General features: G+C 44.4%; 10 protein-coding genes and 9 tRNA genes. 4 read left to right on the forward strand and 15 right to left on the reverse strand.

From position 1 onward, the window contains the following. Window positions 1-196 precede the first annotated feature (196 nt). Both ispG and ctpC read left to right on the forward strand, forming a co-directional pair. On the forward strand, window positions 197-1423 hold the full coding sequence (ispG, locus tag QUD05_RS09550; protein ID WP_289795846.1) for a (E)-4-hydroxy-3-methylbut-2-enyl-diphosphate synthase: 1227 nt from the start codon (window positions 197-199) through the stop codon (window positions 1421-1423). 474 nt (window positions 1424-1897) lie between these two features. Beyond that, entirely contained in the window at window positions 1898-3181 is a 1284-nt protein-coding gene (gene ctpC / locus QUD05_RS09555; protein ID WP_289795847.1) for a carboxyl-terminal processing protease CtpC, read from the forward strand. Window positions 3182-3259: 78 nt separating this feature from the next. On the opposite strand, the gene QUD05_RS09560 is transcribed toward ctpC, so the two are convergent. The 3 genes from QUD05_RS09560 to QUD05_RS09570 all read right to left on the reverse strand — a co-directional run bounded on the left by QUD05_RS09560 (window position 3260) and on the right by QUD05_RS09570 (window position 5846). Then, window positions 3260-3445, reverse strand: a complete 186-nt coding sequence (locus QUD05_RS09560; protein WP_289795848.1) for a DDE transposase family protein — start codon at window positions 3443-3445, stop codon at window positions 3260-3262. Between the two features lie 134 nt (window positions 3446-3579). Continuing rightward, window positions 3580-5307 carry a succinate dehydrogenase/fumarate reductase flavoprotein subunit gene (locus tag QUD05_RS09565; protein WP_289795849.1) on the reverse strand — a complete coding sequence of 576 codons (1728 nt, stop codon included), beginning with the start codon at window positions 5305-5307 and terminating at the stop codon, window positions 3580-3582. A 221-nt stretch (window positions 5308-5528) separates the two neighbouring features. Then, window positions 5529-5846 (reverse strand): hypothetical protein, encoded by a 318-nt coding sequence (locus QUD05_RS09570; RefSeq protein ID WP_289795850.1) that lies wholly within the window; start codon window positions 5844-5846, stop codon window positions 5529-5531. Window positions 5847-6412: 566 nt separating this feature from the next. Between QUD05_RS09570 and QUD05_RS09575 the strand changes: the two genes are divergently transcribed. After that, window positions 6413-7225, forward strand: coding sequence for a hypothetical protein (locus QUD05_RS09575; RefSeq protein WP_289795851.1), 813 nt, complete (start codon window positions 6413-6415; stop codon window positions 7223-7225). 81 nt (window positions 7226-7306) lie between these two features. Here the strand turns inward: QUD05_RS09575 and QUD05_RS09580 are convergent, their stop codons facing one another. The 4 genes from QUD05_RS09580 to pds form a co-directional block, all read right to left on the reverse strand. Then, the gene (locus QUD05_RS09580; RefSeq protein ID WP_289795852.1) at window positions 7307-8629 is read right to left on the reverse strand and encodes an ABC transporter substrate-binding protein; all 1323 of its coding nucleotides are present in this window, start codon (window positions 8627-8629) and stop codon (window positions 7307-7309) included. A gap of 193 nt (window positions 8630-8822) precedes the next feature. Next, a tRNA-Ser gene (locus QUD05_RS09585) sits at window positions 8823-8914 on the reverse strand. A gap of 133 nt (window positions 8915-9047) precedes the next feature. Continuing rightward, the gene (gene crtB / locus QUD05_RS09590) at window positions 9048-9980 is read right to left on the reverse strand and encodes a 15-cis-phytoene synthase CrtB (protein WP_289795853.1); all 933 of its coding nucleotides are present in this window, start codon (window positions 9978-9980) and stop codon (window positions 9048-9050) included. Beyond that, entirely contained in the window at window positions 9964-11403 is a 1440-nt protein-coding gene (pds, locus tag QUD05_RS09595; protein ID WP_289795854.1) for a 15-cis-phytoene desaturase, read from the reverse strand. Before pds ends, crtB begins: the two co-directional genes overlap by 17 nt. Before the next feature lie 444 nt (window positions 11404-11847). On the opposite strand from pds, the gene QUD05_RS09600 reads away from it, so the two are divergent. Next, window positions 11848-12936 carry a glycoside hydrolase family 3 N-terminal domain-containing protein gene (locus tag QUD05_RS09600; RefSeq protein WP_289795855.1) on the forward strand — a complete coding sequence of 363 codons (1089 nt, stop codon included), beginning with the start codon at window positions 11848-11850 and terminating at the stop codon, window positions 12934-12936. 61 nt (window positions 12937-12997) lie between these two features. Here QUD05_RS09600 and QUD05_RS09605 read toward each other — a convergent pair. From QUD05_RS09605 to QUD05_RS09640, 8 genes are all read right to left on the reverse strand, one after another. Then, window positions 12998-13068 (reverse strand) — tRNA-Lys (locus tag QUD05_RS09605). Between the two features lie 243 nt (window positions 13069-13311). Next, window positions 13312-13384 (reverse strand) — tRNA-His (locus QUD05_RS09610). Between the two features lie 6 nt (window positions 13385-13390). Beyond that, window positions 13391-13464 (reverse strand) — tRNA-Ala (locus QUD05_RS09615). An 8-nt stretch (window positions 13465-13472) separates the two neighbouring features. After that, window positions 13473-13549 (reverse strand) — tRNA-Ala (locus QUD05_RS09620). Window positions 13550-13554: 5 nt separating this feature from the next. After that, window positions 13555-13628, reverse strand: a tRNA-Arg gene (locus QUD05_RS09625). A gap of 6 nt (window positions 13629-13634) precedes the next feature. After that, a tRNA-Val gene (locus QUD05_RS09630) sits at window positions 13635-13710 on the reverse strand. Between the two features lie 61 nt (window positions 13711-13771). Beyond that, a tRNA-Leu gene (locus tag QUD05_RS09635) sits at window positions 13772-13848 on the reverse strand. 4 nt (window positions 13849-13852) lie between these two features. Continuing rightward, window positions 13853-13926: transfer RNA gene (locus tag QUD05_RS09640), tRNA-Leu, on the reverse strand. Window position 13927 lies beyond the last annotated feature (1 nt).

Here is a 13927-nt window from a genome sequence, read left to right on the forward strand (position 1 = left end):
TCACTGAAAAACATTTTTAAGCAATATATCTTTACAAAAGAGCAAAACTTCTCAATTGCTCTTTATTTCTTTGCCTTTCTGATTCTCCATTTTTTTCTATATTAATCGTCCAAAAAAGCGCTAGCTGTGGCAATCTGGGAAACAGAGATTTATTAAATCTGATATTTGATCAACAGCAAATTTACCTAATCAGGTTATGCAAACTCTGCCCACAGTAAACACTTCAAGCATCACATCACCTCAAGATACCTTTGATACAACTATCAAGCGGCGTAAAACCCGCCCTGTAAAGGTGGGAAATGTCACCATTGGCGGCGGCTACCCCGTTGTAGTGCAGTCAATGATTAACGAAGACACCCTTGATATTGATGGTTCCGTGGCTGGTATTCGTCGTCTGCACGAAATAGGCTGCGAAATTGTCCGCGTCACAGTGCCAAGTATGGCTCATGCTAAAGCTTTAGCAGAAATTAAACAAAAATTAATTAAAACTTACCAAGATGTGCCCATTGTGGCTGATGTCCATCACAACGGACTAAAAATCGCCGTGGAAGTCTCCAAGCACATAGAGAAAGTACGGATTAATCCAGGTTTGTATGTGTTTGAAAAGCCAAACATCAATCGAACTGAATATACTAAAAGTGAATTTGACGAAATTGGCGATAAAATCCGGGAAACCTTAGAACCTCTAGTAGTTTCTTTGCGCGACCAAGGAAAATCGATGCGAATTGGGGTAAATCATGGTTCTCTCGCAGAGAGAATGCTATTTACTTATGGTGACACCCCCGAAGGAATGGTGGAATCTGCTATAGAATTCATCCGCATTTGTGAATCTTTGGATTTCCGCAACTTGGTAGTTTCCATGAAAGCCTCACGAGTCCCGGTGATGGTAGCCGCCTATCGCCTCATCGCCAAGCGCATGGATGAACTGGGTATGGATTACCCGCTACATTTAGGCGTTACGGAAGCTGGTGATGGCGAATACGGGCGAATTAAATCTACGGCTGGTATTGCCACGTTACTTGCCGATGGCATTGGCGATACAATTCGTGTCTCACTGACAGAAGCACCAGAAAAAGAAATCCCCGTCTGCTACAGCATTCTCCAAGCTTTGGGATTGCGAAAAACGATGGTGGAATACGTCGCTTGTCCTTCTTGTGGACGCACTTTGTTTAATCTAGAGGAAGTACTGCACAAAGTCCGGGAAGCTACTAAACACTTAACTGGACTAGACATTGCAGTTATGGGTTGTATTGTCAATGGCCCCGGAGAAATGGCCGATGCCGACTATGGTTATGTCGGCAAAACACCCGGTTACATTTCTTTGTATCGTGGTCGAGAAGAAATTAAAAAAGTCCCAGAAGATAAAGGTGTAGAGGAATTAATTAACCTCATTAAGGCAGATGAACGCTGGGTAGAACCTTAAAGGGGGCAGAGGAGCAGGGGAGGCAAGGGGAGATGAGGGGGACAACGAGGACAAGGGGGAATTATTTAACAAGTTTCTTCCTTGTCTCCCCCCTCTCCCTTGTCTTCCTTGTCTCTTTCTAGGGACTTCCAGAAAATAAATTATCCAATTTACTCAGATAATATTTTTCTTTCTCCCCCTGCCCCCTGCCCCCCGGTTACTGAGCGTAGTCGTTGGCGTGGTCACTGAGCGTAGTCGAAGTGCAGCCTCTCGTAGAGAAGTATGCTCCCCTGCCTAGACAGCGATGGGATATTTTTTTAGTTGGAAGTCCCCTAATGCCCCATACCCAAAAACTTTGTATCTTTTAAACANNNAGGTCGCCTGATTGTCAAGTATTTTGTNNNAATTAAGAATACATACTCGGTCTGTACAGTGGTAGCCTGTGTTAGATTGAGCATACTGACTATATTATTTCCCTCTGACGCAGCTGTCATTATGGTGATTACAAAAAGTAGGCTTGTTTTGGGTGCTACGGCAGTTACACTCTCCACGATCGCTGTTACTAGCCTTGGCATTCATTCGCGAGGTCAGGCTTTATTTAAAGCAAGTCCTAAAGAATTAGTAGATGAAGTTTGGCAAATTGTTCAGCGCCAATATGTCGACGGTACTTTTAATCAGGTAGATTGGCAGGCTGTTCGTAAGGAATACTTGAGCAAGTCCTACAGTAATCCGCAGGATGCGTATAAGTCCATTCGGGAAATGCTGAAAAAGCTAGAAGACCCATATACCCGGTTTATGGACCCATCGGAATTCAAGAATATGCAGGTGGATACCTCTGGAGAATTGACAGGGATTGGGATCACCATTAGTCAGGATGAAAAAACCAAGCAATTGGTTGTAATTGCGCCAATCGAAGATACACCAGCCTTTAAAGCTGGTGTTTTAGCAAAAGATATCATTCTCAAAATTGACGGCAAAGATACTAAGGGGATGGATACTAATCAGGCAGTATCCTTGATTAGGGGTGAAGCAGGATCTAAAGTCCGCTTGACTATTCAGCGTGACGGTAAGACAAAACAGTTTGACATCAAACGGGCGCGCATTGAAATCCATCCAGTTAAGTTTTCTCAAAAGAAAACCCCAGCCGGAAATCTTGGTTACATCCGCTTGAACCAGTTCAGCGCCAATGCTGGTAAAGAAATGCAAACCGCTATCAAAGATTTAGAAAGCAAAAAGGTAGCTGGATATATCCTTGATTTGCGTGGTAATCCAGGCGGCTTACTTTTCTCTAGTGTGGATATTGCCCGAATGTGGATAGATAAAGGTAAGATTGTCTCCACCGTTGAACGCCGAGGAGAGGCAGAAAAGGAAGAGGCAAACGGACGAGCCTTGACCACTAAACCATTGGTGGTGTTGGTAGATAAAGGTTCAGCTAGTGCCAGTGAAATCCTCTCAGGGGCTTTGCAGGATAATAAGCGTGCTACTTTGGTCGGTACTCAAACCTTTGGTAAGGGACTAGTGCAATCGGTGCGTCCCCTAGAAGATGGTTCAGGATTAGCGGTAACAATTGCTCATTACTATACCCCCAATGGTACAGATATCAATCACAAAGGCATTTCGCCAGATGTGAAGGTGGATTTGAGCAAAAAGCAGATGGAAGATTTGTGGCTCCATGAACGTGACAAACTCGCTACTTTTGCAGACCCTCAATTTGCTAAAGCGGTGGAAGTGATAGGCAAAAAAATTGCTGCTCAGGGGACACCTACAGCAGAAAAATGAAGAGTTAGGAATAAAGTTAGGAGTGAATAGTGAGGAGTTAGGAATAAAGTCCGTCACCGTCAACTTCTAACTACTAACTTAAACTGGTTTGCACTTTCCAGCCCTAATAAGTCCGACACGTCGAGCGATCGCTTCTTCTTGCGAACTAAAAGGCCCCCACTGTTCTATAATTTCTAGATTATCGTTGCCAACTTGGTCGCTGGGGATAATTTCACAGTTTCCAGCAGAACGCTTGACAATATACCAAGTTTGTGGGTTATTCATATTTTAAATAAAAATCTTGTTTTTATAATCAGAATTTTACGGCATACAGAAAATATCTTCGCACTTACTGTTATTAATCGAGGTGGACAAAATTTTTGTAGTCCCCTCGATTTCTCACATACATTTACCTTTAACTAATACTTCCGCTCTTTTGGCTCAAACATAGTAATCGCCACCGGTCGATATTGAATATCAATTCCCGCTGGTGAATAGTATGCCATTGTGTGTTTGAGAAAGTTGCTATCATCTCGTTGGGAATAATCTTCGCGGAAATGAGCGCCACGACTTTCTTGGCGATTTAGGGCTGATGCCAAAATGGTCTGCCCTACTACCATCAAACTTCTCAATTCTAAGGCTTCTACGAGTTCTGTATTCCAGCAACTACCTTTGTCATCTAAATAAATTTGAGGATATCGCTGTTGTATTTCTTCTAATTTCTGTAAACCTTCAGTCATTAATGCCTCAGTGCGGAAAACACCACAGTACTCAGTCATACAATCCTGAAAAGCTTCACGGACTTGGTTAATGCGGTACTGTCCTGGTTGTTCTAGCAAAGCTTGAATTTGTTGCTGGGCTTCTGTTATGTACCGTTGCTCATCTACAGAGGGTAACTTACGTTTTTGCACGAATTTTGCGATCGCAGCTCCAGTTCTTTTGCCATAAACGACACATTCCAGCAAAGAATTACTCCCCAAGCGATTAGCACCATGTACAGAAACACAAGATGTTTCACCCGCAGCAAAGAAAGCGTCAACTAAACCATCACCACTACTGCGAACTTGCCCATCGGTGTTAACTGGTATACCACCCATACAATAGTGAATTGTCGGGCGGACTGGCATCGGTTGAGTTACTGCATCAACACCTACTAGGCGATGGGCTTCTTCCCAACAGAAGGGAACGCGACTCATAATTTTTTCTTTGCCTAGATGGCGCAAATCCAGATAGACAAAGGGGCCACCAGCACTGCCATTGAGATGAATACCACGTCCGGCGCGAATTTCGTAAGCGATCGCTCGTGAGGTAATATCACGAGGAGCTAGTTCCATCCGACTGGGCGCATAGTTCGCCATAAAGCGATCGCCTTCACTATTAATCAGATACGCCCCTTCTCCCCGTACCGCTTCCGAAATCAGCACCCCTACCGGATATAAACCAGTGGGATGAAACTGGACAAATTCCATATCTTCCAGGGGCAAACCTGCGATCGCAGTCATTGCCAAACCATCACCCGAAGAAGCGTAATCATTAGAGGTAGTGTTATAAACGCGACCATAGCCCCCTGTGGCAAACATCACCGCCTTAGCCCGCACCACCTCTATATGTCCATCCAAAAGATGGAACATGACCACACCCTTGGCCTCATTTTCTTCCAAAATGAGACGCATCACGTACCACTCTTCATAAACTTGCACGCCATAACGCCGCAAATTGTTAACCAATTCGTGCAAAATCGCATGACCGGTTTTGTCAGCAGCGTAGCAAGTGCGGTTGTGGGAGTGTCCGCCAAAAGCCCGTTGGGCAATGCGCCCATCGGATAAGCGAGAGAACAAAACGCCCATGTGTTCCAAGTCAATCACCACACCTGGCGCTTCTTGGGTGAGAATTGCTACAGCATCTTGGTCTGCCAAGTAATCAGAACCCTTGACAGTATCAAAAGCATGTGCTTCCCAAGTATCTTCGGAATCAACATTTTTCAGCGATGCAGCCATACCACCTTGAGCCGCTACCGAGTGAGAACGAATTGGGTGGGTTTTGGCAACCACAGCAATATTTAAACTAGGGTCAGTGCGGGCAATTTCTACAGCAGCACGACATCCCGCCAATCCACCCCCGACAATAATCACATCGTGTTCCAGCATAATTAGCCCCCTGATTGCAAACCACTGCTGTTCTATTGTAGAGAGGTGATTAATCAGCTAGTGCGTTGTAACAGTAGCATCTCTACAAAAAAATTCCCTGCCTACAGACAGGGACGTTATAACAAATTTTTAAATTAGGAGTAAAAAGTTAAAAACAAAGAGTTATGGCACAAATAGAGTGACTTATAACTCATAACTCGTAACTCATAACTCCTAACTCTTTAGCTAGTTGCTTGTACAGGTTGTTGTTGAGACACATTACCTGGTATAGGTTCCATTTTGGTTCCCAGCCCTACAGGACTAACTTCAATATGATTTAACAAGGTAGTGACAAACGCAAACAACAAGAAAGGTAGCGATAGCAGAACGACAAGACCCGCTGTTGCTAAAGCGTACACGGGCCGCTTGGCACCCATCAGTGCCAAAGCTGATGCCAAACTTAGGGTAATTGTAATCAACCAAACAATTATTTGACCGTAGATATCACCGAAAGTCAGGGTACAGACAAACCGATACTTTTGAATATTATTTTCGCTCATCACATTTGCCTCCAGTCTCTCCTAATAGGTTCTACGTTAGAACTATGTTTGCCTTCTAGGCAATTTCTAAATATTTTTGCAAGCTTCGTAATATCACTTCACAATTTAGCTGTCTTTGGCAGTAAAGTAGCTATGCTAAAAAACTTCTTTCCTTCTCTGCGAGACGCTGTGCGAACATCGGAAAGGTCGCAATTGCGTTGGCGCAGCCCGCCGTAGGCATCGCCTCCTTAACAAACCCTATCTTTATTTTAAGCAAAGAGACTATTTGTCATCTATCAAATTAAGGATATTTAAAATAAATATATCAATTCACTTCCAATTTATGAAAATTGCAACCCACAAATCCCCGATTTGGTAAAAGTTGTTGAGTATCTTGTTTCTCACGAGTGATTGAGGATTGCTATGGAATTTAATTTTTTGCTAGTAAATATTAACTAGAGAAATCAAGTAAAGTCAGAATGCAAAAACCGATTTTTTGATGTTAAATTTTGAATATTGCCCAAATTTGTTGACTTAAATCAACAAAAATCTTTATTTTTCGTGGCAACATTGTTTTAGGAGTGAACGTGAATACTATTTTTCTTCGTAAAGGTGTTTTTTGGTTGCCAAGCATAGCTGCTCTTGCATTCCTGAGCAGCGGTTTATCTGCAAGCGCTCAGACAGTAAACAAGTCGAGCAATCAGCCATTAACCGAACCTTCCGCAACCGTAGCGTCTCCCAAAGAGTTTAGCCAAAATCTCTCTATAGAAACAACCGAAACTTTTACAGTCACAAATTTAACTAAGGTAGAGCAATTGCCCAACACTGGGATACAAGAAAACGCCAGTGTAACACCCATACCCGTTCCAGGCACAGTGGCGACCTCCTCTGCAACGCTCACCTCTGAGTCTGTACAACCGACTTCTCAACCATCTGCGACAAGAGTGGCGCAATCGGATATTGATTTAGGTAGAACTACCAGTGGTGGTAGTAGCTATCTTGGTATCGCGGCTAACATTGGTTTGAATGGTGGTGACACGTCTTTGGGCGATGGTAACTTTGCGGTAGTTAGCAAAATCGGACTGACAAATTCTATATCAGTGCGACCTTCAGCTGTATTTGGGGATAACACCACAGTTCTACTTCCGATCACCTACGATTTTACCTTCAAATCAGCAGATGCTTTTAGCGAACCATTAGCGATCGCACCTTACGTCGGAGTGGGTGCAGCTTACAAAACTGGTGATGATTCAAAATTTGCCTTTTTGGTGTCTGGTGGCATTGATGTGCCTCTAACTTCTCAATTTACGGCAACAGCTGCTATCAATGCCGGATTTTTCGATGAAACTGATGTGGGCTTATTGTTAGGAGTTGGTTACAACTTCAGTGGGATTAAATAGTTAGGAGTTAGGAGTTAGGAGTTAGGAGTTAAGAGTTATTAAGATTAAATTTATAACTCATCACTCCTAACTCCTAAGTTTCTACTTAGGGGTAACTTTGTCAATCACCTTGATTGTGCCATCGTCTCCTACTGTCCAAACATCGTATACACCGACGACATCGCCGTTAGCATCAACATCTACGTTGCCACTAGCTCCTTGGTAGTTAATCTTTTTACCATCTTTAAGTAACTTCAGTCCCTCGCAGACATCACTAACTTCTGTGCCAGGCCCATCAGCAACTTCCCGGATTTTGCTGGCTATGCCAACGCCTGTATTTTCTTTAGCAGCTTGCGCCGCCAATGTCAACAAAGCTGCTGCATCCCAAGCTTGAGGAGCGTATTCCCCTGGCGCACTACCTTTTTTATCCTTCCACAGCTTGTTGAAAGCTTCTAATGCTTTACCATCGGAACCCGGTACTGTACCGATCGCTCCAGTTAAAATATATTTACCATCACTGCCTTTGCCAACTTGTTCGGGAAAAGTCGGTGATTTTACCCCATCTGTCAGCAGAATCTGTACCCCCTTTGCCACACCTTGCTGATAGGCGGCCTTTAGGAACAGACTACCAGTTTCGGCATAGAGTACGGCCAGTACTGCATCTGGCTTACCTGCAAATGCAGCAGCGGCCTCTGTATCAAATGTCTGAGCTTTTGGGTCGTAGCGGACAGGCTTATCTTTATTAACTATAGTTCCACCCAATTTTTCAAAAGTTTGCACGAATGCTTTTTCAAACCCTACGCCATAGTCGTTATTAATTACGACTGTAGAAACTCGCTTGAAACCTTTTTTTCTGGCAAGTTGGGCTAAAGCTAGTGCTTGGTATGTATCGGGGGGAGCAGTACGCGCCCAAAAGCCTTTATAGTCGCCTTTTTGAGCCTTTTCGGTAAATACAGGACTGGTACTACCAGGGGAAACCAGCATGACTTTATTCGGCGTGGCAATGGAGACTGCTGCACTAGAAACGCTACTGGCAAAGGAACCAACTACACCTGCTACTTTATCCAAAGTTGCTAGTTTGGTCATACCTACAGCTCCAGCTTTCGGGTCGGTTTGGTCGTCTACTTGCACCAAGGTAACAGGTTCGCCATTCACTCCACCGCAAGCGTTGACTGTATCGACCAGTAAAGGTACGGAACCTAACATCTGCTGTCCTACAGAAGCTAAGTCGCCTGTTGTCGGTAGCAGGGAACCAATTTTTAGTCCTTTAGCACTGCTTGTAGCAGTTGAGTTTGTTGCTGGAGTAGCGGTACTTCCGTTGTTAGCTGTGCCGTTGGGGGTACTGCTATCACCACAAGCCCCAAGTAGAAACCCAGCCGCAAGGGTAGCTATACTTAAACTTAAGGCGGCACTAATTTTTCTCATAAATTACTTTCACTCCTCAAAATACTTAGGAGCCTAAAAATAAGATCCAAACTAGGTTTTTAACTTAGCTGGATCTTATCAAGACTCCAAAGGATAAATCATATCATCCATCTTTGGGAGTAGAAATATTTACGCCGATATTAATATTACTTTTTGTACACAGAGTATTCTCCGTGTATCAAAAGCCGAAAAACGGAGAGGGAGGGATTCGAACCCTCGGTACGGAGTTGCCTGCCGTACAACAGATTAGCAATCTGCCGCTTTCGACCACTCAGCCACCTCTCCTGACTCACGAATATCAATGTTACCAGACTTGCCAGTAAGAGTCAATAGTCATTTGTCATTGGTCATTTCTGATTAGTCATTGGTTATTTATAAAACACTGAGGACTAAGGACTAGGGACAAATGACTAATTTTTTAAAGGACTTGCGATCGCATCCAAGCTATGGGCAAGGTGCGTAACTTTTTCCACTGGGGAACGTAAGCCCGCTGATTGAATACATCGTAATCGTTGCGTTCAATCGCCTCCAAAATTTGACCGTACAGCATTGATGCCGCCCACACAGGCCAACGGGCATCGGATGCTAAATAAGTAATTCCCTGGTCGGATGTGGTGTAAAATTGGCGGGCGCGGTCAATTTGAAAGCGCATCAATGCCCGCCAACGATCGTCTACCACACCTTTGAAGAAGTCTTGCTCGGTATAGTTGAATTTTGCCAAGTCTTCCAGGGGAATGTAGATCCGTCCCCGTTTGGCATCTTCTCCTACATCTCGCAGGATGTTGGTGAGTTGATTGGCAATTCCGAGAGCGATCGCTTCTTCTGTGGGAAGATATGGTTGTTTATTTTGCCGCCACGGTGCTGCATATATGGTGTTATCTACACCCATAACTGATGTTGACATCAAACCAACAGTGCCAGCAACGCGGTAACAGTAGAGGTATAAATCCTCAAAGGTTTCATAACGACTGCGATATAAGTCCATGCGCTGACCAGCAATCATATCCCGAAATGGTTGAATGTCCATCGGAAAGCGCTGGAGGGTATCAACTAAAGCTACATCGTAATTTTCTAATGGGCGTCCCGCAAAAATCGATTCCAGCTGCTGTTCCCATAGGTCTAGGGTTTCTGGCGTGGTAATAGCAGATGCAGGGCCATCCACCAATTCATCTGTACGGCGACACCAAGCGTAAATTGACCAAATAGATTGACGTTTTACCGGACTCATAAGCAAAGTACCCAGGTAAAAAGTCTTGGCATACTTTGCTGTGAGATGCCGACAAAGTTTGTATGACTCGTCTACAGAGACCAGCGTTTTCATGCGCGGCGGGGAATCAGGCAGTTGCAGCATTCGTTGCGGGCGGTCGGGTGAGCGTTTGCAGGTTTGAGGAATTTGCTACCGGGAGGGCCTCAGAAATCGCCTGCGCTGTCAGCTTACCAGAAAGTACGGCACCTTCCATACTGGCTAAGTAGCGTTGCATGGTGTAATCCCCTGAGAGATAGAAGTTACTAATGGGGGTTGTTTGCGAGGGACGGTACTGTTGACGACCAGGGGTCGCTTTGTAAACTGAACGGGGCGTTTTCACCACATGAGATTTCAGCAATGTTGCTGGATTGTCTCCCCCAAAGTGGTCGGGGAAGAGTTTTTCTAACTCGGCAATAGTGGCAGCCACAATCTCCTCATCTGATTTGGCAATCCAATCTTTTGCCGGGGCTAGAACTAATTCCAGCATCGAGCGTTCGGGGTTGGCGTATTCACGGCAGGTATTGCTCATATCAGCATAAACGCTTAGGAGGGGCGATCGCGAGAATAGCAAGTGATCAATTTGCGTAAGTTTACGATCGAACCACAAATGCACGTTAATCACAGGCACGCCTTCTAAGCCTTCTAGCTTTTGGAAAAACTCCATTTCTTTCCAAGGTGCTGGCAAAATCACCTTTAGAGGGTCAACCGAGCTAGCAGATACATACAAATCCGCTGTGAAAACTTCATCTTCTTCGCCATTCAACCCCCGAATCAAGTATCCTTTGACGCTACCATCGGCGTTTAGCAAAATCTCTTTCAAAGGGGCATTCAAGCGGACTTCTCCACCGCGTTCGGTGATGTAATCTACTATCGGCTGACACAATCGTTCTGTTGGCGAACCATCCAGAAAGGCCATTTTCGAGCCATTTTTTTCCTGGAGGAAACGATTGAGGGCAGTTAAAAGAATGGTTGCCGAAATTTCATCTGGGTCGATGAAATTCAGCGACTTGGCCATGGCAATAAAAACTTCTTTATTGACCCGTTCTGGAATATTGTGTTTACGCAGCCAATCTGTCCAGGAATATTTGTCCATTTCTTCAACGTACTTTTGCCCCTGAATCATGACCTGCAATAATCCGATGCCAAAGCGAATTTTTTCTGGCCATGTCAGCATGTCGTTGTTTCGCAGAATTGCCACTATACCATTAATTGGTGCTGGCAAATCTGGGAAATCAAAGCGACTGTAAGTACCTGGTGCATCTGGCTGGTTGAAGATCATTGTGTGTTCTTTCCACTGCAATCGATCTTCAATGTCCAGTTCTTTGAATAACCGCAACATATTGGGATATGCGCCAAAAAAGATGTGCAGACCTGTTTCGTACCAGTCTCCATCAGCATCTTTCCATGCAGCCACTTTACCGCCTAGAACGTCTCGACGTTCCAAGACAATGGGTGTGTGACCTGCGTCTGTAAGATATTTCGCGCAGGAAAGTCCTGCTAGTCCCGCTCCCGCGATCGCTACTCGCATGTAACCCTACTGCTCTTCAATATTTCTTAACCGTTTTATCGTTCTCATTATACGTTGCAATCCGTTACATTTGGCAGTTATTGTGCGATCGCTTCCGCAAAAAAATTTTGCCAAAGGGAATTTTACCTACGCGCACCTACCCGAACAAATTGTTAATACCATTGTTGGCAATAGGTTTGGGCGAGCATTTCATCTATCTTTACATGGAGGAAAATTAGGCAANACAAAAGTATTTCCTTTGACTGAAAATAAGTTAATCTCAAATGTGGTCTGAAAGTAGTTGATTTATTTGCTAATTCGTGTATTTGCTTTGAGTAAATATCGGGGGTAGTGGTTAAAGACTACTTGGAAAACTTTCTGCTTCCCATAAGGTGTAGGATAAAAATCTATGTCCTCTAGGTTGAACAACCCAGTTGTTTACCGCACAACTTATAGGTAAAAATTATGGGTGTATCGCAGAAGCTCAAGCGCTTTGGACATCACCTGATTCTAGGTATTTCTGGCACGACATTAAGTGATGATGATAAACGCGCACTCAATGAATTGAAACCGATTGGGGCAATCTTTTTTGCTAAGAACTTTTTGGATAGCACCCCATATCAGGTTTGGCTGGAAAGCTTCAAGGATTTAAACAGGCAGATACGAGAATATACTGAACGTGATTCTATGTTCATGACTCTCGATCATGAAGGAGGTCGTGTAATTCGTACACCACCGCCAATTACCCGCTTTCCTCATGCCTTATTGCTGCGATCGCACGCTTATGAAGTAGCAAAAGCCACAGCGGTAGAACTCAAATCACTAGGAATCAATTTATCTTGGGCACCTGTAGCCGATATTTTTTCCCATCCCGACAACCCTGTGATTGGNGCTCGCGCCTTTGGTAACACTCCCGAAACTGCTACTCAAGGTGCCCGTGACTATTACCTTGGACTTCGAGATTCAGGAATTTTGGGATGCGCCAAACACTTCCCCGGACATGGAGACACCAGCAAGGACTCTCATATTGAGTTACCAATACTGAATTTAACTCTAGAAGACCTGCGACTTCGAGAACTTATACCTTTCAAAGCCTTAATCGAAGTACAGATTCCTTTGGTTATGACTGTCCATATTTTATTTCCCAAGATAGATCCTGATGTGCCAGGAACGCTTTCTCAGGCTATCCTCAAAACCATACTTAGAGAGGAACTTGGCTTTGAGGGAGTAGTTGTATCTGATGATTTGGATATGAAAGCGATCTCAGATATGTTTATGAAAGCTGGTACTGTGGCGCGGTCATTTAATGCAGGCTGCGATCTGTTTATTGTGTCGCGTAATATTAATTCATCATCTATTGAAAGAACTTATCGGATTGCTGAAGATTTTGCTGATTCGCTCAGTAACGGTAGCTTAGATGAAGCAGTCGTAGAAGCAGCTAGAGAAAGAATTGAGAAACTACTGGCAGTAACACCGCAATATCCGATACATACTTTGGATAAAGATGTATTATTGCAACATGCTCAACTAGCGATCGCTAGTTGCTATTCATAACCCAATACGCATTCAAGTTGCATATTAGCTAATTCTTAATTTTGAATTTTGAATTGTTTAATGGGTGGTATAGGGGTCGAACCTATTTCTGCGGGTTAAAAGCCCGCTGCACAGCCGGTATGCCAACCACCCTAGTTAATTTGAAAAGAAATGAGCAAGTGCGATTTGTAATACCAACATTAGATATAAATCCACCAGGGAGGTACTGCCCCTCCTATTTCTGTGTTATCAGCACAGCGCCTCGCTTTTCGGCTCCAGGTGGANNNGTGGAAGATGGAGGAATCGTAGCTTGCTTCCCGNNNGTACCCCTACAGTTGCCCATACCCTGGTTTTCAAGACCAGTTGCCGTCCATTCAGCGGCATCTTCCATTCAGGGGTGTCTGACGGGGCTTGAACCCGCTATGACTGGTTTCACAAACCAGCGCCTCGACACTTTGGCTTCAGACACCATCAGTGGAATCAATGGGAATTGAACCCATAACCTCCTGCTTGCAAGGCAGGCGCTCTAGCCATTTGAGCTATGACCCCATATTTTTTGGTGGATACTGGTCGGAATTGAACCGACAACTTTCTAACAGCCAGTTAGACGCTTTACCAATTAAGCTACAGACCCATAGACGGGAGTGGTAGGACTTGAACCCACAACTTTCGAGGTAGAAGCTCGAAGCTCTATTCCATTGAGCTACACTCCCAATATTTGGTAGTCCTGGCAGGAATTGAACCCGCAACATTCTTCTTGTAAGGAAGACACTCTACCAATTGAGCTACAGGACTACGCAAGCGAGTGGAGGGACTTGAACCCACGCACTCCCAACTGCGCTACACCCAGATATTTTGGTACTCTCGACAGGATTTGAACCTGCAAAAAACTAGATTCTCGGTCTAGTGCGTCTTCCGTTCCGCCACGAGAGCTTAGTGCCCCTGACAGGATTTGAACCTGCAAAATCTGGACTCTGATTCCAGCACGTATGCCAGTTCCGTCACAGGGGCA

The sequence above is a fragment of the Nostoc sp. GT001 genome (assembly GCF_030382115.1).
GTDB lineage: Bacteria > Cyanobacteriota > Cyanobacteriia > Cyanobacteriales > Nostocaceae > Nostoc.

Bases quoted from the DNA above. Each gene is read 5' to 3' on its own strand.
- QUD05_RS09560 (WP_289795848.1), bottom strand. From the start codon at position 3,445: ATGAATAACCCACAAACTTGGTATATTGTCAAGCGTTCTGCTGGAAAC.
- crtB (WP_289795853.1), bottom strand. From the start codon at position 9,980: ATGCTGCAACTGCCTGATTCCCCGCCGCGCATGAAAACGCTGGTCTCT.
- ctpC (WP_289795847.1), top strand. From the start codon at position 1,898: ATGGTGATTACAAAAAGTAGGCTTGTTTTGGGTGCTACGGCAGTTACA.
- ispG (WP_289795846.1), top strand. From the start codon at position 197: ATGCAAACTCTGCCCACAGTAAACACTTCAAGCATCACATCACCTCAA.
- pds (WP_289795854.1), bottom strand. From the start codon at position 11,403: ATGCGAGTAGCGATCGCGGGAGCGGGACTAGCAGGACTTTCCTGCGCG.
- QUD05_RS09570 (WP_289795850.1), bottom strand. From the start codon at position 5,846: ATGAGCGAAAATAATATTCAAAAGTATCGGTTTGTCTGTACCCTGACT.
- QUD05_RS09580 (WP_289795852.1), bottom strand. From the start codon at position 8,629: ATGAGAAAAATTAGTGCCGCCTTAAGTTTAAGTATAGCTACCCTTGCG.
- QUD05_RS09565 (WP_289795849.1), bottom strand. From the start codon at position 5,307: ATGCTGGAACACGATGTGATTATTGTCGGGGGTGGATTGGCGGGATGT.